Here is a 21373-nt window from a genome sequence, read left to right as displayed (position 1 = left end):
TTGCAAGGCCAACAAAGGGCCTAAGGCAAATAGATCAAAGAAAGAAGGATGGGGCTATGAGTTTGGAAGGAAGAATAGAGAACAAAGTCGTCGTGATTACAGGTGCAAGCAGCGGAATTGGAGAAGCAACAGCACTGTTGCTTGCCGAGCGTGGAGCAAAAGTCGTGCTTGGCGCGCGCGGGGTGGACCGCCTTGAAGCACTGGCGACACGTATTACGAATAGGGGTGGCGAAGCTGTCTATGCACGCACTGACGTGAGACGGCGCGAGGATCTATGCAACCTCGTTACTTTGGCTTGCGAACGATACGGGAAGCTGGATGTTCTCGTCAGCAACGCTGGCGTTATGCCTATATCCCCTCTCGATGATCTGCGCGTGGAAGATTGGGAGCACATGATTGACGTCAACATTAAAGGCGTTTTGTATGGCATTGCTGCAGCGTTGCCTGTCTTTCGCAAACAGGGTTTCGGACATTTCGTGAACACTGCTTCTACAGCAGGACACAAGACCGTTCCGAACCAGTCGGTCTACTCTGGTACGAAGTTCGCCGTACGCGCCATCTCAGAGGGGTTGCGCCAGGAGGCTGGTGATAAACTGCGCGTAACCATCATTTCGCCAGGTATTGTGCAGACAAATTTCACCGAAAGTTTAACAGACCCGGCTATAAGAGATCAACTCGCCGTCATCCGGGATAAACTAGCCATGACACCAGACGCGGTAGCCCGCGCAATTGGATTCGCAATTGAACAACCGGCTGACATTGATGTGAACGAAATCGTGATCCGTCCAACCGCACAAATATAACATAAATAGATAGGGGCACCTCCTCTTGTGAGTGCGCCCCTATCTATTCATACATAAAGCTTTACCATGGAAGCTGTTCATCCATGTGACATCGAAAATGCAGAAGGATTGCAAAACTTTGTTTTGTTAAACAAACATTTTTAGCGGTGGGGACTTCTCCCCACCGCTTGGTGTTGTTGCTTATTGGACTCTAAAATATATCGTAAGATTACTGTGCTTTTTATTAAAAATATTTGGATGATCGAGTTACTAGCCATGTAAAAATTAACGATGAAGCGGTTCCCTTTCGCCCAGACCGAGCACCTCCGTTGTGGAGTCATAAATTTCTTGGTAAAGCTCTGGGTTTTCCGCTAGTGACACCCCATAAGAAGGAATCATTTCTTTTATTTTTGGTTCCCACTCTTCCATATGTTGTGGGAAGCATTTTTCCAATACTTCCAGCATAACGTGAACAGCAGTAGAAGCACCCGGAGAGGCGCCGAGCAGTGCAGCTATCGAACCATCAGCAGCACTAACCACTTCTGTACCAAATTGAAGTGTTCCTTTACCGCCCTCCGTATCTTTGATCACCTGCACACGTTGACCCGCTACCACGATCCCCCAGTCCTCGATTTTGGCGTTCGGAATAAACTCGCGTAATTCTTCCAGACGCTTTTCATTCGATAACATCACTTGCTGAATCAGGTATTTGGTCAATGCCATCTCTTTTGCGCCTGCCGCCAACATCGTGATGAGATTATTGGGTTTTACAGATCCGATCAAATCCAAATTTGAGCCCGTTTTCAAGAACTTCGGTGAGAAGCCGGCAAACGGTCCAAATAGCAGTGCTTTTTGGTTACCGATATATCTTGTATCCAGATGCGGAACAGACATGGGAGGAGCACCAACCTTAGCTTTACCGTATACTTTCGCATGATGCTGGGCGACAACCTTAGGATTGTTACATACCATAAATAGTCCACTTACCGGGAATCCCCCGATATATTTGGACTCAGGAATACCGGTTCTTTGTAGCAAAGGTAGACTTCCACCCCCACCACCGATAAAGACAAATTTGGCAGTATGGTATTCGATTTTACCGTTATCCAGATTATGGACTTTGACTTTCCACGAGCCGTCGCTCGCACGTTTAATATCCTTTACACTATGCTTGTAATTGATCTCAACGTTTTTACTTTTTAAATGCTCAAACAACATGCGTGTTAAAGCACCAAAGTTGACATCTGTTCCAGAGTCGATTTTGGTTGCCGCGATTGGTTCATTCAATGTACGGCCTTCCATAATTAGCGGAATCCATTCCTTCAGCTTTTCAGGGTCGTCGGAAAATTCCATGCCTTGAAATAGAGAAATAGTTGAAAGCGCTTTAAACCTTTTTTTCAAAAAAGATACATTTTTCTCTCCTGTTACCAAACTCATATGAGGTATTGGCTTGATAAAGTCCTGAGGATTACGAATCAAATGGCTGTTTACAAGAAAAGACCAAAACTGTCTTGAAAGCTGAAACTGCTCATTAATGTCTACAGCTTTACGAATATCTATAGATCCATCAGCTTTTTCGGATGTATAGTTCAGTTCGCACAGTGCAGCATGGCCTGTACCTGCATTATTCCATTCGTTAGAGCTTTCTTCTCCTGCGTTTGCGAGTTTCTCAAACACTTTAATTTCCCATTCTGGTGCTAACTCTTTTAGCAATGATCCCAGAGTCGCGCTCATGACTCCGGCACCAATTAAGATAACGTCTGTATTTTTCTGAATGCTATTCATAAAAACCTTCCTTATCTCTTATATTTGCAAAAAAGAGCAGGCCCTCCTGCTTAGGTGATACAAGAAGCAAGGCTCCACTCAGGAACATATCTTTTCTGTCTCTATTATAACTAAAATATAATCTTTTAAAAATTATATTGTCTATTATCTGATAATTATAAATCATTTCTGCTAAAAAGTGAGAATTTTCTTTGCAAAATAATAAGAATGGATCTCAACACGCTGTATTATTGGGGCTTCACTTACTAGCAGTAATAACAGACACTGACAATTCTTCGGTAAACACACCCGTGGAGTCCATATCTAGTAGAACAGATGTTAAATCATTTTCAAATCGTACTAAATTATCACCAAAAAGGCGTCTTGAAGCAAATGATGTAGAGTACAGATTTCCAATGATCGAATCAACAGTCCATGTATATGAATAACTCGGTAAAATATGTCTTTGGACATTTTTGAATCCAGATTTTCTTACAATATCCTCATACCTCTCCTTTGGGGGAGTGTAAGTGCTATTACCAGCTCTTCTTGCGTCTCCTAGCCAACGTCTCACTACTTCGTTGACCTTGAGTTGCCAAAGTAAGGGTTCCTGCTTCCCAGTATTATCAATAATAGCTACGCCACCATTAGTATCAGAACTGTTATACAGAATGTCAAGAATGGACTCTCTATCCATCCAATGAAATGCTTTCGCAATTATAACGAGGCGAAAGACACCCCAGTCACATACGCGCTCTTCCGCCCTTCCTTGTACCCATTTAACATTGTCCAACCTTTTATCACTGGACAAACGGTTTGCTTCATCTAGCATTTCTGATTCAGTATCTACACCTACTATTTCTTCAAACCAATCACTAAATCTTAGAGCTAGCTGACCCGTTCCACATCCTAAGTCAAGCAAGCGACCTTCCCCATTCAGAGAAAACTTGTTAACTAAAAACCGAATAAGCGACGAAGGATAAGGAGGTCGATACCTAGAGTAGTACCAAGCGGTACCTTTAAATAGATCTGGACCATAATCACTCATAGCTTATAACCTTCTCTCTACTGAACTTTTAAAACATGAGAGTCACAGGGCTGCCTGTAACGGCAAGTTTTTGGGCCAATCTTTACGGGACAGGCCCTTTCTAATTGCACTAACGTTTCCTCGAATGAGCTTCATGGTTTATAAATACTTCATCATGATATTCGAAACAGTCTGTTGTTGATTCACCCAATCATAATCGGAGTTATCCATAACAAACGATTGAAAAGGAAGTTGCTCAATAATTTGTAATTCTAGCTCTCGTCGATATTCAAGGAACTGAATATATCCCTCGTACCCATGAAGCCCCTTCTTCTTTCCATAATCTTGCTCTGTATGGTACCAAATCGTGAAATCTAACCATTCTTGAGATCTCATCGTTTTTACTCGCTCAATCGTCTCACGCACATCAGGTTGCTTCAAATAGAACAAAATTGGATTTAACTCCTGAATTTGCTCCGCAATCTGTAATACATGCCGAACAAATCGATCATTTCCAGCATCATGCCGGGCGAGTAATGCACACCCTGGGTTCTGTAAAAAACAGCATTCGAGTATGATTAGCTTTTCCTTTTCTCGCTGATCTTTAACAAAAGACTTCCAACGTTGGATCATCAATTCGCAGTACTTTTCCACGGGTACTCCATCGTAGATTTCATAACGCTGGATTTCCTCATACAAACTAGAAGGAATTTTATTTTGGGCTGATTGCTGCGCAAGCGCATATGCGATTAAAGAGTCGTTGCCATTCAAAGATACGAACGGATCAATGTATTGAAACACCTCGGAATAGATTGATCGGAGCCGATCAAGTTCTTCGTTCGGCATACATGCAACCGATTCATAATCAGCGGGATGTCGTAAATTTCCTTCTAAAAATAGTTCCGATTCTATTTGATGTGTATTTGACATGTCATGTATGTATCTAGATAATGTGGATTTGCCAGAGCCAGGTATGCCTTCGACGATAACCAGTTTCGTTTTCGTAGCTGGTACATTCGCCATAGTATCACATCCTTATGAATTAAATGATTGCCAAAAGGAGAGTCCAATTGTCTCGTTATATCGCCAGATAGCTTAGGAACCTTTCCTTTATCTCGACATCCTTAGAAAACCAATAAAAAAGCATTGGATCCTAAGGACTGACCCAATGCTTTTATAGATGGCTATCTTCTAGTTATTTAATAATTACGTATTCCAGGTTAACCAGTTTTGCATAAGTAACAATTTGGTCTGTAGTCAGATTCAAGGAAACCACAGTATGGTGACCGCCACCGTTCTCAATCCATGCCTTAACTCCATCCTGGAAGTTTGGCTTCACGTTCCACAGTACACGGGCTACCGGAAGATTTGGAGCAGGAACTGTCGGTTCAAATGCCGTAACCTCATTGATCAGCAGTTTATAATGCGTGCCAAAGTCAGCCATGGAAACCACCACACCGTCTCCTGCCTTGCCGTCAAATACCAGACGGGCTGGATCTTCACGATCGCCGATACCTAACGGAGAAACGATGACTTTAGGCTTGTTGCTCGCCAACGTTGGGTCAACTTCAAGCATATGGGATTGAAGGATCGATTCCTGCCCAGCCGCTAATTCATAGGTGTAGTCTTCCATAAAGCCAGTGGATTGGTTATGGCTCATGACTTTAAGCAGGCGATCGAGCGCTGCAGTCTTCCAATCTCCTTCACCAGCAAATCCGTATCCTTGTGCCATCAAACGTTGAACGGCAAGACCAGGGAGCTGTTTCATACCATAGAGGTCTTCGAAGTTCGTAGTGAAGGCAGTATAGCCGCCATGATCCAGGAATCGTTTAATAGCAATTTCATAGCTTGCTTGCACTCTTACACTGGCTTCCCAAGCTTCCTTGCTATAAGTACCATAATCGAATTCATAAAGTTCAGAGTATTCCGCAAACAAAGCATCAATCTCTTCTTCTTTCACAGCATTGACGTACTGAACGAGGTCGCCAATTCCGAAGTAGTCAACAGTCCATCCAAATTGAATTTGGGCTTCGACCTTATCACCTTCCGTAACGCCAACATTACGCATATTGTCGCCAAAGCGGGCGACTTTGATATTGAAGCTTTCGTTATAAGCAACCGCTACATCCATCCACTCTGCGATTTGTTTTTGCACTTCTGCACGTTCCCAGTAACCTACAACCACTTTATTCTGTTTCTTCAAGCGGGCGTTGATAAACCCATATTCACGGTCACCATGAGCTGCCTGATTGAGGTTCATGAAGTCCATGTCAATTGTAGCCCAAGGAATGCTTTCATTGTACTGTGTGGCCAAATGAAGTAGCGGCTTTTGCAGCAATTTAGTACCGCGAATCCACATTTTTGCAGGTGAGAAGGTATGCATCCAAGTGATGACACCAGCAACCTCATCACGATAGTTGACTTCTTTCATAAGGCTGGTGATTTTGTCTGCACTAACCGCCAGATCTTGCAATACAAGCGGATAAGGCAGAACGCCGCTCTTATTTAGGGCATCGGTCATTTCTTGTGCGTGTGCTTTGACTTCTGCTAATGCTTCTTCTCCATACAGATGTTGTGAACCTACGACAAACCAGAACTGTTTTGTACCTACTGTTGACATAACATTCATCCTCTTTTCTTCGTTTGTTAGTTTAGTTGGTCTTACTTTTGCCCGTAGTAGGCGTCTTTCCCATGTTTGCGCAAATAGTGTTTATCTAGAATCCGCTGCGGCAATTCTTCGGCAAAATGATTCAATTCCCGTGCGAATAAATTCATTTTAGAAACTTCTTCCAATACGACGCTATTCATGACTGCAGATTTCGCATCCTTACCCCAAGTGAAGGGAGCATGACCCTTAAGCAGGACACCTGGCACTGCTAAAATATCCAGCCCGCGCTGCTCAAAAGTTTCGATGATGACACGGCCGGTTTCGGCTTCGTAGCCACGATCAATCTCCTCTTGTGTCAAGAAACGAGCACAGGGAACAGAACCATAGAAGGTGTCTGCATGAGTAGTCCCCATTACAGGTACATCCAGGCCTGCCTGAGCCCAAATCGTCGCCCAAGTCGAATGCGTATGCACAATACCGCCGATCTCTGCGTAGTGCTTGTAAAGTACGGCATGAGTCGGTGTATCCGATGAAGGTCTCATCTCTCCTTCAACAACATTGCCGTCAAAATCAACAACCACCATATCGCTAGGTTTCATCGTGTCATAACTAACACCACTCGGTTTGATAACGAATAAGCCACGCTCACGATCAACAGCGCTTACGTTACCCCAGGTGTATTTCACGAGTCCATGTTTAGGCAAATCCAGATTGGCTTGAAATACTTCTTCTTTCAGCTGCTCTAACACGTCAATTCCTCCAGTTTTCCACTAGATTATCTACAGCAGCCTGCTCAATCGCCAGGCCTTGTGTATAGCGTTCTAAGAATGTTTCGAATCCCTTAACATCGGAACCGTCAGGATGAATTTCTTGTCCCTCAACATCTCTAAATACTTTTTGGTCGAGGAAGTCTTCCAGACTTTCTTGTTGATCCTTGTTCATCATGTAAGAAGCCAGAATAGCCATACCCCACGCTCCGCCTTCTCCAGCTGTTGACATCACGGATACCGGGACATTCATAGCAGCCGCAACAATCTTTTGTCCGACGATAGGGGTTTTAAATAAACCACCGTGAGCCAGAATGCTGTCAATTGCGACGTATTCTTTCTTCGTCAAAATATCCATTCCGATTTTCAAAGCAGCAAATGCAGTGAACAGATGAGTCCGCATGAAATTGGCCAAATTGAAACGGCTCTCAGGAGAGCGGACAAACAACGGTCTGCCTTTCTCTATTCCGGTGATATTCTCCCCTGACAAATAGCCATAGCTGAGTAAACCACCGCCATCTGGATCCGCTTCCAAAGCCTTATTCAGCAACACACTGAACAATTGATTCGGATCCGCCTTGTGCCCCATGGCCTCATAGAATTCACGGAACAAGCCCAGCCAAGCATTGAGATCACTTGAACAGTTGTTGGCATGAACCATGCCGACCGGATTACCATTCGGTGTGGTCACCAGATCAATTTCCGGATATACCGCTGAAAGGTCCTTCTCTAATACAATCATGGCAAAAACCGAAGTTCCCACAGACACGTTGCCAGTACGTTTTCTCACACTATTCGTAGCGACCATTCCTGTTCCCGCATCACCTTCTGGAGGACAAAGCGGAATACCAGGTTGTAAGTCTCCGGATTTATCTAAGATTTTCGCTCCCGCTGCGGTTAGTACACCTGCCTGCTCGCCTGAGATATGAACTTTAGGAATAATGTCTTGTAACTTCCAATCGTAGCCTTTGGCTGCAATGAGTTCATCAAACTGCTTAACCATCGACTCGTTATAATCATGTGTAGTCTCATCAATTGGGAAAATCCCCGAAGCGTCTCCGATACCAATTGCCTTATCGCCAGTCAGCAGCCAGTGGATATATCCAGCCAACGTCGTCATAAAATCAATATGAGGGACATGTTGCTCTTCGTTCAATATCGCTTGATACAAGTGAGCAATACTCCATCGCTCAGGAATGTTGAATTGAAATTTATCAGTTAAAGCTTTTGCTGCAGCCCCGGTTGTCGCATTCCGCCAAGTCCGGAACGGAACAAGCAACTCACCCTTGCTGTCAAAAGCCATATAGCCGTGCATCATTGCAGAGAATCCTATAGAACCAACCGTACGAAGGGTGACTCCATATTTTTGCTCAACCTCTTGCTTCATTTCACGATAAGCCTCTTGCAGGCCCATAATAATACTCTCTAAGTTGTACGTCCAATATCCATCTACCAGGAGGTTTTCCCACTCATAGCTTCCAGATGCGATGGTTTCAAAACGATGATCAATCAGCACTGCCTTGATACGTGTGGATCCAAATTCGATACCAAGTGAGGTTTCTCCCTTAGTAATCGCTTGTTTAATGTCTTGATCCATGCTCACGTTACTCCTCTCTCTGAACAACTGTTATAATCGCAATAATTGAAAGAAGGCGCTTTCTTTTGTTTACAGCCTTAGTATATTTTTTGTGCGTACATTTGTCAACACAAAACCATAGTTATACTTACAAATACTTTGACAAACCGAGTGTTTTTCTAGTTTTAACTTTAGTATTTATACAGATAGGACAATAGATTATAATAAACTCATAATTATGCTAAAATATGTACATACAAATATTATAGATGCATTAATTAGTATTAGAACAACTTGGAAAGAAGGAATAAAGTGAAACCAAAGTATCAGGTCATCCTTGAGGATATAAAAAGCAATATTCTTTCAGGGGCATACAGCGTAGGAGAACAAATTCCAACGGAATTCGCTTTGCAGGATAAGTATAAAGTTAGTCGCCAGACGGTTCGGAAGGCTATTTTGGAACTATCCAACGAAGGTTTCTTAAGAAGTGAAAAAGGATCTGGCACCTATGTCAGTAACCAATTCCGCTCAAAGACTGGTGGGAACTCCAGTAATAAAACCATCGGAGTCATCACGACCTACATCTCTGATTACATCTTCCCCTCGATAATTCGCGGGATTGAAGCCAGATTAAATGAAGATAATTATTCATTACTATTAGCGAGTACCAATAATGATGTCGCCCAGGAAAAGAAAGCCTTGGAGATGATGCTGTCCTTTGGTGTGGATGGTTTGATCATTGAGCCTACGAAGAGCAATCTATATAATCCCAATATCGCTTATTATCTGACGTTCAAGGAACAGGATGTTCCCTTCATCATGATTAATGCCTATTATGAAGAGTTGGAAGTTCCTTACTTCTGCCTCGATGACGTACAATCCAGCTATCTGGCAACCAAAGAATTGATCGCTAACGGACACACACAGATTGGTATCATTGCCAAAATGGACGATTTACAAGGAAAGTATCGAATGAAAGGCTATATCAAAGCGCTTGGAGAAGCCAAATTACGGTTTCACCCCGAGCAAGTGCTCTCATTCTATACTGAAACGAAGCAGGATTTGTCCACCAATTTGAGGAAATTTCTGACCGAACAAAGAGACGAGTTAAGCGCAATTGTCTGCTATAACGACGAGGTAGGATTAGAAGTTGTACATGTATGCAGACAACTTGGGATATTGGTGCCCGAAGACTTATCCATTATTGGTCAAGATAATTCCTATATTTCCAAGAATGCAAACATCAAACTAACGACATTAACGCACCCCCAGGAACAAATGGGACGTGATGCCGCCGATTGGGTTATTAAGAAACTTCAAGGGAAAAAGGATCTACGTAACCACACCTATTATCAGCCTGTGTTAATTGAAGGAGAGACGGTTAAGAAGAAACTGAAGTGAAAAAGGATATGTAACTGTGGTGAATTTCCGTTTTTTCTGAATGAACCATCGCCCTTTAAACCTAGTGCCTAATTGTCATATGACACTTTGGAGTGACTTGGTATGGTGGGTGGCGAAATGTAACTTGTTGGTATGACAAGTCCTTTGCCATACTTGGTTTTGCCGGACGCTATAAGGCAAAAATACATTTCAAGGAGAAATCATTCATGAAAAAAATGATTCACACCAGTCTCGCGGTTCTACTATTATCTGCTACGGTAACTACCGCGTGTATGGCACCCAACGGCGCATCAGTTGCCGCACCCGTTAACGTACCAGTTGCATCTGAGAAGGCTAGCTTGGAGGGACCGCGAGATGCTAAGGAACTAGAAGCTTTTGCAGATGGCGTTTTTGCGGACAAGATGAAGAAGTATAATACAGTTGGTTCTAATTTTGTGGTCGTTGCAGGTGGGAAAGTGATGCTAAGCAAAGGTTACGGGTATGCCGACAAGGGCAAAAAAATTCCTGTTGATAAAAATACCGTTTTCCAAATCGGCTCTGTTACAAAGTCATTCACTGCATTGGCAGCTATGCAGTTGGTCGATAAGGGGAAAATGGATTTAAAACGCGATATCCAAGAGTATTTAGGAGGAATAAAGGTTCCGAATAAAACAGGAAAAAAACTGACGATGTTTGATCTACTTACATATTCAAGCGGATTTGATGAACCAGATATTTCCATGGAAATGCATCCAGAATACGCGGACAAATATTTTCCGATGAAGAAGTTCATTGCATCAAATATGCCAACTGTTGTCAGGACTCCAGGAGAAGCGTACACTTATGACAATTTTGGTTTCATGCTAGCGGGATATGCTGTAGCAAACGTAACGGGTATGTCATATTCCAAATATATGGAAAAGAATATTTTCAAACCGTTAGGCATGAATTCGACGAATGTGCGGTTTACCCCCCAATTGTTAAGCAGAATGGCTGCTCACTATGGACCAACAGGCGAACTGATACCCTTGGACGGGTTTAAACCAACGGAAAAACCTGAAGGCGGTATCGTCTCAACAGCAGATGACATGGCGAAGTACCTTATTATGCACCTGAACAAAGGCAAGTACAAAGGTAAAGAAGTAGTGAGTCCAAAGAGCATGGAGCAAATGCACACATACCAATTATTCCCTGATAAGGAGTTCCCGGTCACAACAATTGGATTCGAAGGCTACTTCAAAGAGAAGATGAATAATCAGCATGTGATTCTAAAAGGAGGAAATGTTACAGGGCATTCTTCCTTGATTGTTATTCTGCCTGAGAAGAATACAGCAATGTACATGTCCTACAATAACGACTCCATGATGAGTCTTGACGTGTATGAAGAATTTATGAATCATTATTATCCGAGAAAATCAGAACTTCCAAAGTCAACCTACGCGACAATAAGTGAGCAGCAGGCCCAAGACTACGTGGGATTATACCAAAACACGCGTATCGCTGCCTTAAGGACGAAGGTTTCGTATTCGGACGGGAAATTAATAATGGAGACAGGAACATCAGGCAAACATACACTAAAAATGATCCACCCTTTATTATTTGAAGATGAATCAGGTAATAAATTGACGTTTAATAAAAATCAAGCAGGCCATATTGCATATTTGTATTACATGCAACTCCCAGACCTCGTTGCTTATGCGCAAAAAATAAACATTGATTCACCATTTTCTGATGTACCTGCGGATAGTAAATATATTCCATATATAAACAACCTTAATGCTTTGAAAGTCATGAGCGGAAAATCAGCCCACCTCTTCGATCCGAAAGGAACGATGACTCAGAGAGAATTCTCAGAAGTGCTGCTGCGCGCCCACGGGTGGTATAAACAACCTTTCATGATTGAACCGAATACAAAACAGATGATGGCCGGACTACGTAATTATCAGCCTAATTCTCCTATCACTAGACAAATGGCGGCGGTAATGATCCAGAACCTGAAACAGGTTGAGCCTGGAATTAAGGTTAAATTGGGTGGCGAAACGGATGCTTGGGCAGTTAAAGCCATCACAGCTCTTGTTTCCCAAGGTATCATGGACCCGAATACCAAGATCAATTTAGACGGCTCCATAGACTTCCGCCCCAAACAGCTTTTGAAGCGTCAAGAAGCCAGTGCCTTGTTGGATCAAGCATTTAATTACTATACGTTGCCAATCAGTCACTAATTCAAAAGGATTAAGTAAATTTTCTACCGTAAAGGACAGTGCTTACTTCGGGATTAACGAAAAAAAGCGCGAGTGCAGGGGGGATTTCCCCATGACTCGCGCTTTTTGGCTCATCTCGCCCATTCGAGGATGTTATGGGCAAGCAAAAGCCAACCGATAAGGGCACGGTACTAGCAGGCACCTAAGGAGGCGTACCGAAAGTTATTCCATAAGCCCTGCCTCCCGGGCCTTTTGCACTGCTTCCTCCCGGTTGCGAACCCCCAGCTTCAGATAGACCGATGACGCATAGTTTCTAACCGTACCATCGGATAAATACAATTTGGAAGCAATGGTTTTATATCGCAGTCCTTTCGACACGAACCGTAAAATTTCAAGCTCCCGTGAAGTTAAATCATAGGTCGCGGCCACTTTGGTTGTCGACGGAACGTCTCCGCTCTTGGCGGCTTCCAGCTGTGCAAACAATTTGTGCGACATCTCCTGATCGATCAGCGTGCCTCCGCGATAGACCGTGCGTATTGTTTCGGCGAGCTCTACCGGCTTCATCGACTTCAATAGGTATCCGTCCGCTCCGCTTCGCAGCGCTTCCAAAGCCTGTCCAGTATCTTCGAACGTGGTGAGAATCAAGATGCGGATGTGGGGCCACGTTTGTTTTATGGTACGGGATGCGGAGATTCCGTCCAGGTTCGGCATGTCCAAATCCATGAGCACCAGCTGAGGCTGAACCTGCCTGCACAGTTCGATGGCTTGCTCGCCATCTTCTGCCACCCCTACGACTTGCAAATCTTGCTGCTCCTCGAGAAGAATCCGTAGACTTTCACGGATAAAAGGCTGGTCATCGACGACCAACAGACGGATGACATCATCCTTAAGCTCCGTTTGTCGTGGCAGGGTGCAGGTAACGAGGGTGCCTTCGCCCGGTTGGGTATAGACGCCAACATGACCTTGCAAATTCATCGCTCGCTCTTTCATGGCGTTCAAGCCGAAACCATCCCGTCCATGTTCCATCCCACGGCCGTTATCTTGAATTTCCAGCCTCGTCTGCTGAGGCTCGAATTGCACTGAAACCGTAATCTCCGTCGAGTGTCCATGACGCACGGCATTCGTCAATGATTCTTGCAAGCAGCGATACAGCGCTATCTTCGCTTGCTTCGTTACAGGGTATTCCTCCCCGAAGGCCTGGAAACGAACCGACACCTTAGCATGCTCCTGAAACTCCTCTGCCAGCTTCCGCAAAGACTGAAGCAGTGGGAGTTCTTCATGCGGCGATTCGATTTGATGCACATAGCCTCTCACTTCATCCATATTTTCCCGGGCCAGGTTCAATAGGGAATCGAGCCGTTTCGTTCCTGTATCCGTCTCTAGCTCAGGGCGCAAGGTTTCCAACCCCATAATGAGGGAAGTGTACGCATGACCGACGGTATCATGGAGCTCTTTGGAGAGCCGATTCCGCTCTTCGGCCAGCGTGATGCGCTCGATTTGGGACAAGTACTGCTCCAGCACCGCATTTTGCTCGCGTATAATTTCACTTTGACGATGATTGACCATCAATAAATGGAAGGAAAATCCGAATGCATAAGCCGTCCCGAATTGAATGGTCATAATCCAAAAATCAATCTGCTCTGCAAGCAGCTTAACTATAGCGGGTAGGAGCAGTATGGATAAAGGACCTGACCAAAGATATGTTCTTTGTTTGCTATTAGAGGCAATCAAAAATGCATATACCAGGAATGTGAGGTAGGCTTCTGGAAAGAACAAAACTAAATACAGGCAGAGCCCGCCCGGGATCACAATCTCGGTAAGCAGGTAGTATCTATAATTGAGCTGCAAGCACAGCCAGGGAACGGAAAAAGCAATAAGCTGCCAAAACACAAGAACCCAAAGCGGCAGCGTGAAATGAGCTTGCCGCTCTATGATAGTGAGCAGGAGAGAAGTACTGCAAATCAAGCGGATCATAAGCATGAACCAGTCGTACCAGAACCACTGCTTTACCATATCGAACAAAACCATCAACCCCTAAGAACTATCAGTATGACATTACGTAACTATTATAGAGCAGATCATTATCCAACAATACTTTTAAATCCAGACCGGGACATTCCGGCTACCGGTTCACACTCTTGATCATACGACGGGTGTAGCCTCCTAGCATACGCGTGAAGCTGTTCGCAAGCCTGTAGCTCACCATAGTGAATATGACTCCTGAGGCCGAAACCAGTACGGATTTTATCACAGTATCTATAGGTACACCCATAAAATAATAATTAAATAGTGGAAAGAGGAGCGGGGCCGCAATCATTGCGAGTGGAGTTATATAAAGCAAGGCTGCACTAATGAGGCTTAAAATCCCCACCGGAAGCTTCAGCATCAGCCAGCCGATAGCGATCCAGTTGCGCCGATTTAGCAGCTCCTTCCTTGCTTGAAGCCAGATAGAGGCATCGGTGTTTATTGGTTTAACGTAAAGCTCTGTGGTAATATCCGTATAGATCTTGGTCTGTGTGCGTTCAAATTGCAGGAAGGTGTTTGTAGTTCGCAAAATGCGAGTAATCAGAGGGACGCCCGCGACGGTAAACGAAAGACTCAAGCCTAATGTAAGAGCGACCAGATAAAAGCAAAAGTAAAACAATCCGGTAGCGAAAGTAAGCAGTAGGAAATAGCCATTTTGAATAAAGCTGACGACGGTTCTTGTCATCAAAGAGCCCACATCCTTTACAAGTAGTCATCGTATCCTACGGCTCTTGATGTCAAATCCGCCAGTGCCATAATGTCATATGACACAAAGCGAAAGCGGTCTGCGAACCTAATGGGGAAAAACAACAGTAGTTACTGTGTGTACGGCAATTTTGGATCGCACGGCTAAACAAAAACTGCCCACCAAAAACTTAGAAACTTGAAATTTACACTATCCATATATTGAGCTTGCCATTATTAATTGAATAACATTTAGAGATACGTAGAAACCTTATCTCTTGACATTTTATGGAGAATACTATATATATTCAAAGCCAATACGAAAGACAGGAAGGGAGGATCTGCATGCACAGAGTGATCAAAATCAAATTTACGCTCTTTTACGGTGAAGTTCCTGAAGCAAAATGTTATGGGTACTTGGAGTTGAATCAGGATGGCAATATGATCGCGCTCTACAATAGGTACGGTGAGGAAATAGACATGTATGGCGGACATGAATTTGTTAGGGTAAGGACACTTGGCAAATTTGATGACCAAGACCGTGATAATTTTTATTCTTTGTTAGAAAGTGATGGTGTAGGATAATCTGCACGATAGGCTGACGATTCCAGTGCCAAGGCACTACGAAAAGTCAGCCTTTTTGATTTTATTTGCCTTATAGAGTTGACCGGCACGTTATCATAATCCCCTAACCTCATCTTGTCAAGAAATAATGCGCGAATGAGCGACACCGTGGTGGAGCCCCCCTTATGCTTTCGAAATATGAATGAATTTCCGAGTATGATGGGCAATTTCGCTTTTTCCAATTCATCCCACTCCACGTAAAATGATCTTCAGGCGTTGCGGGTTAAGCGATATACAAACAATGGACGGAACGTAATGAACAATCGGGAGGTAGAAGATGGACAATCAGGCTCAAGATGCAAGAGGAATGAAGAGAGGGGCAATATTAACCGCTCTACTCATCGGTACATTTGTCGCGTTTCTTAACAAAAATTTACTTACCCATGCGTTTCCTGCGTTGATGAGAGAATTTAGCGTTGCTGCTTCGACCATACAATGGTTATCGACGGGGTATATGCTCGTGATCGGCGTACTGGTGCCGGTGACCGCATTACTACAGCAATGGTTCACGACTCGCCAGATGTTTATGTCTGCGATGGCGTTATTTTTGGCCGGTACCTGCTTGTGTGCAGTATCCCCGGGATTCGGAATCTTGCTGATGGGCAGGGTTGTTCAGGCTTGCGGGACAGGATTATTGATCCCGTTGATGATGAATACGATTCTCGCTCTCTATCCTCCAGAACGTCGGGGTGCCGCCATGGGTCTCATGGGGCTGGTCATCATGGTCGCCCCTGTCATCGGGCCGGCTTTGTCTGGCTTAATTATCGATACCTTTCAATGGCGATGGCTGTTCTACATGGTGATTCCTGTCGCACTGTTTTCGATGGTTTATGCATTCGTGTACTTAAAGAACGTGACAGAACTGACCAAGCCAAGGGTCGATCTTGTATCCATTGTGATGTCAACCGTCGGTTTCGGCTGCGTCACTTATGGCTTCAGCCAAACAAGTGTCTCTCTTGAGCCAGAAGGTTACGGATCGATTGCAATAGGTAGCCTTTTCCTGCTCTTGCTTGTATGGCGCCAGCTTAAGATCAAAGAGCCGTTGATCAATCTTTCCGTATTCCGGCATTCCACTTTTTCTCTGGTTGCGGTATTGATTGTAATTCTGATGATGGTTCTATTCGCCACAACAACATTGCTGCCGTTCTATATGCAGGATGTGATGAAGTTGACAGCATTTGCGACAGGCTTACTTCTAATGCCGGGTAGCATTTTGAACGGAATGCTGATGCCGGTATCGGGGAAATTACTCGATAAATTCGGGCCGAGACTCGTCATTGTGCCCGGGCTATTCCTGATCGCCATATCGTTGTGGCTGTTTACCGGCATCGACAGTGATACAACACAAGGCTCCGTTCTGTTCAATCATATCCTCTTATTCTTAGGCATGTCATTCGTCGTCATGCCGGCTCAGACGACAGGATTGAATCAACTTCCACGTCACCTGGTTCCTCATGGCACAGCCATATATAATACGCTCCAACAGATTGCAGGGGGAATTGGCATCGCATTGTTCGTCGGCATCATGTCGTCTGGAGCCAATCATTATCTTCACCATTCGCTCAATCCCACTGCGATGCATGAGAAGACACAAAGCATGGTTTCCGGTCTACAAACGGTTTTTTGGATTGAATTTATTCTGGCAATACTTATTCTGGCGCTGGGTTGGTTTATAAAAAAGCCACCTGAACATAATTAATTCATTACTAGGCACAGATTGAATCATAAGTTTAAAACCGTACAAGAAGCATGGGCTGTCTCATAAGGGGCGGCCTTTTATTTCGTTGTACCTTAGAACCGCTAACTATAAGGAGAGCTGATTTCTGCCTAAAAGTTTATTTTCGAGAATCAAGAATAAACATAGATGCATCTTGTCCCATGAATATTTTACTTCCGTTAAAAAAAGTTTTGGACTGAATATCTCTATATCCTATTTTAGTCATAATGTCAGTCAGCTCTTCTTGATGAAATCCGTTATGAACTATATCTGAAACTACTTTTTCATTTTTATTAAAATCTACGATTAGTAAATGTCCTCCTTCATTTAGAACATCAAATAATCTGGATAAAACAAATTCAACATCATGAATATGGAGCAGAACCTGAGCCATAAAAATATAGTCCGCATGTAAATCCGTTAGACCTTCCTTTTCAAAGTCAAAACATAATGTATCTGCATTCTGAATGTGAAGATCAGTAATTTTTTGCTTTATTTGATTAATCATGTTTTGTGAAGTATCCAGAAAAAGCATAGAATTAAAATCATTTAACAAGCTCATTCCGACAAGACCTGTTCCACACCCAAAATCAATAGCATTCTTACTATTAGCGTCAACTACATACTCACGAATGGCATCAGATGATGCCTTTGCAATTTGAATTCTTTCAGAAGTGTCATATACATTAGCTATCATTTCAAACTTATCCGTATTTCCCATGATTACCTCCCCAATCCGCCTTAATAAAAAACACAACAATATAGAATGATATTCTATCGAAGCATTGCCATTTAGTCCACATTCTTATTAGTAAGCTCTTAGTCTTGGTCCGTTTCTGTACAATTATGCTTCAAAATTTCCGCCCTTATTTGTGATACGGTTCACCACCCTACCTGTAACGGCAAGTTTAAAGACCACCCCGCTAAAAGGATGGCCTTTAGGACTGCTATTCTATTCTAATTGCCTCGATATAAAGCTCGATTCTCACTTCATTTCCGACGATAACCCCGCCTTTTTCCAGAGGCGAGTTGAATGTCAAGCCAAATTCATTGCGGTCAATACTGGCTGTTGAATGAAATCCTACACGTTCCCGGCCGCGAGGGTCTTTGTTTAGTCCTTCAAAAAAGGTATGAAAAGTGATGGGTTTGGTTACTCCATGCAGAGTTAGATTGCCCGTAAGTTCATATTGCCTTTCGCCAGCAAGGACGCAGCTGGTGCTTTGAAACGTAATGGTTGGATACTTGGCTGCATGAAGGAAGTCGTCATTCTTCAGGTGTTCATCTCGTTGCGATTGGCGAGTTGTAATACTATTTGCATCTATGGAAGCCTGAATACCCATGGTTTTTAAATTGTTGGGGTCAAAACTCAAGATCGCTTGGAAATGCTCGAATACTCCTTTAATTCTACTAATCATTAAATGCGTCACCGAAAACTCGACGGAGCTGTGGTCCGGATCCACTTCCCAATTGATATCTTTCATAAATAAATTCCACCTCTATAATAAGATTTTGAGAAAGGTCGCCCCTCTCAAAGCACTGCGATATTCGCATACCCCTAATATACAAAAACGCTACTGACAACGGGATGTCAGTAGCGTTTTAGCATTTTTTCGGCTTCCTCGTAAATCCGATTTCGTTTACATTTTATGGATAATTCATGTACACCTTCTTCACGATTCGTCTTTGTCGAAATAATCATCGGGCAAATGCAGTTCTCGCAAACAACCGATAAATTTTTCTCTGAAATTCGGATTGCTTTTGTATTTCGGCCATACCTCCTTATAATAAGACAGCAGCTTCTCATGTGGAATAATGCCCCAGTATAAAATCAAGTTATTCAGAACCTGCGGGCCGGCCCCCATCAACATCTGTTCAATGATCTGCCAGCTTCCCAGCTTGTTTTCGCAACTGCGCGCAGCATAGATGGCAGTGGTTTGCATTTTCGGGTCGGCGTGACACAAGAAAGGCGCAAAGTTCTGGAGCGTAATCGCACCGTACTCTTCCAAGATATACCCTGCATAACGCAACGTTTCCGGGTCGTGAATCCGGTCAAGCCTTTGCAAGATCACTGGAATAAACTCCGTTAAATCCTCAGTTTTACTGGAAGCGTGCAGAATCTGTAAAGCTTGCAGAAAATCCTCATGTTCATCCGATTGCAACAGCTCCAGAGGATACTTTCTACCCGTGTCAAAAGAAGCTTTGCAGATGAGCCAAATGGCTGTGGTTCGATTTTTGGGGCTTTGCTCCGCAATTTTTTCCAAAAAGGCAAGGGTCAGCTGAGAGACTTTCTTAAACTTGAACATTCCATCAAGCGCTTTGGCTTGGATTTCTTCGTTTGGAGCGCTCTGATAAATCTGGATCAGCGCATTCTCATCACCCGGCATTCGACTGCCAAACCACCCGATATCATAATCCAGAATAATTTCATCCAGCCAGCGCTCGTACCAGTCCAGAAAGCTGTCTTCATAGACAAAGAAAAAAGGATGATCGGGATGAAAATCGGAGGTGTACACAATTCTCCCCCTATATTTCCCCTCAAGTACGAGATACATGTCGTATTCGCAGCCTTGGGTGCCTATGCACAACATGCCGCCCAACACCTTATTACAGGTGTCGTCGTATTCCTCATCGGGAATGTCCTCGTCCTTGGTCAGGGGCTCAATTAGACGGTTCCATTCCTCTTTGGTCATCCCGGGGTACAGAACGGATTTTGCAAGGAGCGCTTGGCGCTCGGTGTAGGAAGTTGCCTTTTCAATTGAATATATTCCATAATAGGGTCCGGCGCCTCCATTGCCGATGTTCGTTAAAAACAGCGCATAAGGCTCAGGAAGTGTGACCTGATTGTGGGCTTGCCAGTCCGCCAGCTCTTTTGCTGTAAGCTTCTCTTTAACCCTATATTGATGTGAGGATGATCCAAACACTGAGAAACCCGCGTCTTTGCGCATAGCTTGGCTCAGTTTGTTTTTTATTCGATCCAGTTGCGTTTCTTTCTTGCCAAACCACATATTTGAACCCTCCTGTTGACCATAGCCAGGTTTCCTTTGTTTGCTTATCCAGCAATTTTATTATTTTTTCTATGGGTCGTACCTCTTAAAAGTGTTATGTATCTAGAGACTCATCAAACGCAGCTCATTTTAAACAACATATCGTGAGGGAGAAAATAATGAAAAGCCAATTAAGAAATATTACGGTCGACGGTTATGCCTTCGTTTATTGGTACTCAGGCGGGTCTCGCTTCATCCTAAACCTATCTCCGAAAGAGAATAAAAACATCAAAATCACGCTCATCTTTCAGGCGAATCCTCCTGAAGAAGAGCCTCATACTTTTTGGTCCTTTTATGACATTTCAGCCCAAAATAATGAAATAGAAACTGTCATCCATCTAGGTAAACCCAAACATATTGCTGAAATCATCTCTTTCTTGATGGCAAAACGACAAGAACTTTGGGTCCAGGGGAAGCCTCACGTTCTGGATCATGCCTGGGATTTACTAAAGGAAATGGGCTATTCCGAGTTAAAACCGATTTGGATTAGACAGTGGTAGTGATAATGGTTTGTGGACTAGCCCCCTTTGACCACTCAAAGGGAGCTTACAGTTCACAGATATACGATTATTCGTTATCCGGCGTGGCCGGACTGGCCGGGGGCATCAAGCCTTTAACGGCGCCGAGAAACGGGCGAATGGACTTGATCATGCCGTAGCCCATCTTCACGACCGGGACAAATTTCTGGATCATGCCGAACAGCCGCAAGCCGCCGCCGAGCATACCGCCAAGCCCTCCTGCGCCTGCAGTGGAGCCGCCAAGGCCGCCTAACAGCGAGCCCATCATCGGCAGGAATGCCGACACCTTGGCGTCCGGCTTGCGGGAGCGCGAACGGCCAGACGGTTTACGTGCGCCGCTTTTCCGGTTGCCGAGACGGACGCCCGGGGCATGCGAACTGGCTCTGCGTTTGAGAGATTGGGAATTTTGCCTCCCGGAAGAAGCGCGTGGAGGAGCCCCAGCACTGGCAAGTATCAACCCGCCGCGATTAACGTCGGTGATGTAGCCGACGTAGGTCTCTCCGCTGTGCAGGGTGACACAGACCGGACGGCCTTGAAATTTCTTAGCCCGTGCACGCATCTCCTTCGATTGTGCCATGGAAGTTCACCTCGCTCACTGATTATAATTCAGTTTACGCCAGGGGCGGGTTGCCTGCTTGTGCGAATAGGACATACGC

18 protein-coding genes are annotated in these 21373 nt (G+C 44.1%); 6 read left to right on the top strand and 12 right to left on the bottom strand.

What is annotated here, in order from left to right:
* Window positions 1-56 precede the first annotated feature (56 nt).
* Window positions 57-803 (top strand): SDR family oxidoreductase, encoded by a 747-nt coding sequence (locus G9G53_RS04170; RefSeq protein WP_049817054.1) that lies wholly within the window; start codon window positions 57-59, stop codon window positions 801-803.
* A 264-nt stretch (window positions 804-1067) separates the two neighbouring features.
* On the opposite strand, the gene G9G53_RS04165 is transcribed toward G9G53_RS04170, so the two are convergent.
* From G9G53_RS04165 to G9G53_RS04140, 6 genes are all read right to left on the bottom strand, one after another.
* The gene (locus G9G53_RS04165) at window positions 1068-2567 is read right to left on the bottom strand and encodes a malate:quinone oxidoreductase (protein WP_029518891.1); all 1500 of its coding nucleotides are present in this window, start codon (window positions 2565-2567) and stop codon (window positions 1068-1070) included.
* A 238-nt stretch (window positions 2568-2805) separates the two neighbouring features.
* Entirely contained in the window at window positions 2806-3594 is a 789-nt protein-coding gene (locus tag G9G53_RS04160) for a class I SAM-dependent methyltransferase (protein ID WP_029518892.1), read from the bottom strand.
* A gap of 138 nt (window positions 3595-3732) precedes the next feature.
* Window positions 3733-4596 carry a hypothetical protein gene (locus G9G53_RS04155; protein ID WP_165145523.1) on the bottom strand — a complete coding sequence of 288 codons (864 nt, stop codon included), beginning with the start codon at window positions 4594-4596 and terminating at the stop codon, window positions 3733-3735.
* Between the two features lie 172 nt (window positions 4597-4768).
* Entirely contained in the window at window positions 4769-6193 is a 1425-nt protein-coding gene (gene araA, locus G9G53_RS04150; protein ID WP_029518894.1) for an L-arabinose isomerase, read from the bottom strand.
* A 41-nt stretch (window positions 6194-6234) separates the two neighbouring features.
* The gene (locus G9G53_RS04145) at window positions 6235-6930 is read right to left on the bottom strand and encodes an L-ribulose-5-phosphate 4-epimerase (protein ID WP_013373853.1); all 696 of its coding nucleotides are present in this window, start codon (window positions 6928-6930) and stop codon (window positions 6235-6237) included.
* A gap of 1 nt (window position 6931) precedes the next feature.
* Window positions 6932-8545: a xylulokinase gene (locus G9G53_RS04140; protein ID WP_165145520.1), complete on the bottom strand. Its 1614-nt coding sequence runs from the start codon at window positions 8543-8545 to the stop codon at window positions 6932-6934.
* Between the two features lie 291 nt (window positions 8546-8836).
* Here G9G53_RS04140 and G9G53_RS04135 point away from each other — a divergent pair, with 291 nt between their 5' ends.
* On the top strand, window positions 8837-9925 hold the full coding sequence (locus G9G53_RS04135) for a GntR family transcriptional regulator (protein ID WP_029518896.1): 1089 nt from the start codon (window positions 8837-8839) through the stop codon (window positions 9923-9925).
* 206 nt (window positions 9926-10131) lie between these two features.
* Complete coding sequence (locus G9G53_RS04130; protein ID WP_165145517.1) at window positions 10132-12126, top strand: serine hydrolase; 1995 nt, start codon at window positions 10132-10134, stop codon at window positions 12124-12126.
* A 201-nt stretch (window positions 12127-12327) separates the two neighbouring features.
* On the opposite strand, the gene G9G53_RS04125 is transcribed toward G9G53_RS04130, so the two are convergent.
* Both G9G53_RS04125 and G9G53_RS04120 read right to left on the bottom strand, forming a co-directional pair.
* On the bottom strand, window positions 12328-14127 hold the full coding sequence (locus G9G53_RS04125) for a helix-turn-helix transcriptional regulator (protein ID WP_165145514.1): 1800 nt from the start codon (window positions 14125-14127) through the stop codon (window positions 12328-12330).
* A gap of 100 nt (window positions 14128-14227) precedes the next feature.
* A complete protein-coding gene (locus G9G53_RS04120) occupies window positions 14228-14815 on the bottom strand; it encodes a sensor domain-containing protein (RefSeq protein ID WP_165146374.1) in 588 nt (195 codons plus the stop codon).
* Between the two features lie 344 nt (window positions 14816-15159).
* On the opposite strand from G9G53_RS04120, the gene G9G53_RS04115 reads away from it, so the two are divergent.
* Both G9G53_RS04115 and G9G53_RS04110 read left to right on the top strand, forming a co-directional pair.
* Window positions 15160-15399, top strand: a complete 240-nt coding sequence (locus G9G53_RS04115) for a hypothetical protein (RefSeq protein ID WP_039272034.1) — start codon at window positions 15160-15162, stop codon at window positions 15397-15399.
* A gap of 316 nt (window positions 15400-15715) precedes the next feature.
* The gene (locus G9G53_RS04110) at window positions 15716-17137 is read left to right on the top strand and encodes an MDR family MFS transporter (protein ID WP_165145511.1); all 1422 of its coding nucleotides are present in this window, start codon (window positions 15716-15718) and stop codon (window positions 17135-17137) included.
* Window positions 17138-17273: 136 nt separating this feature from the next.
* Here G9G53_RS04110 and G9G53_RS04105 read toward each other — a convergent pair whose 3' ends face one another.
* From G9G53_RS04105 to G9G53_RS04095, 3 genes are all read right to left on the bottom strand, one after another.
* Complete coding sequence (locus G9G53_RS04105) at window positions 17274-17876, bottom strand: class I SAM-dependent methyltransferase (protein ID WP_165145508.1); 603 nt, start codon at window positions 17874-17876, stop codon at window positions 17274-17276.
* Window positions 17877-18102: 226 nt separating this feature from the next.
* On the bottom strand, window positions 18103-18636 hold the full coding sequence (locus G9G53_RS04100; protein ID WP_165145505.1) for a YceI family protein: 534 nt from the start codon (window positions 18634-18636) through the stop codon (window positions 18103-18105).
* Between the two features lie 189 nt (window positions 18637-18825).
* Window positions 18826-20160, bottom strand: coding sequence for an SMI1/KNR4 family protein (locus tag G9G53_RS04095; protein WP_165145502.1), 1335 nt, complete (start codon window positions 20158-20160; stop codon window positions 18826-18828).
* 158 nt (window positions 20161-20318) lie between these two features.
* Here G9G53_RS04095 and G9G53_RS04090 point away from each other — a divergent pair, with 158 nt between their 5' ends.
* Window positions 20319-20699: a hypothetical protein gene (locus tag G9G53_RS04090; RefSeq protein ID WP_165145499.1), complete on the top strand. Its 381-nt coding sequence runs from the start codon at window positions 20319-20321 to the stop codon at window positions 20697-20699.
* A gap of 67 nt (window positions 20700-20766) precedes the next feature.
* On the opposite strand, the gene G9G53_RS04085 is transcribed toward G9G53_RS04090, so the two are convergent.
* Entirely contained in the window at window positions 20767-21294 is a 528-nt protein-coding gene (locus tag G9G53_RS04085; RefSeq protein ID WP_165145496.1) for a hypothetical protein, read from the bottom strand.
* Window positions 21295-21373 lie beyond the last annotated feature (79 nt).

Origin of the sequence: Paenibacillus sp. EKM206P, from assembly GCF_011066155.1 — a bacterium.
GTDB classification, from domain to species: domain Bacteria; phylum Bacillota; class Bacilli; order Paenibacillales; family Paenibacillaceae; genus Paenibacillus; species Paenibacillus polymyxa_D.
The sequence above is the reverse complement of the archived record's forward strand: the minus strand, read 5'-3'. Positions and strand labels throughout refer to the sequence as shown.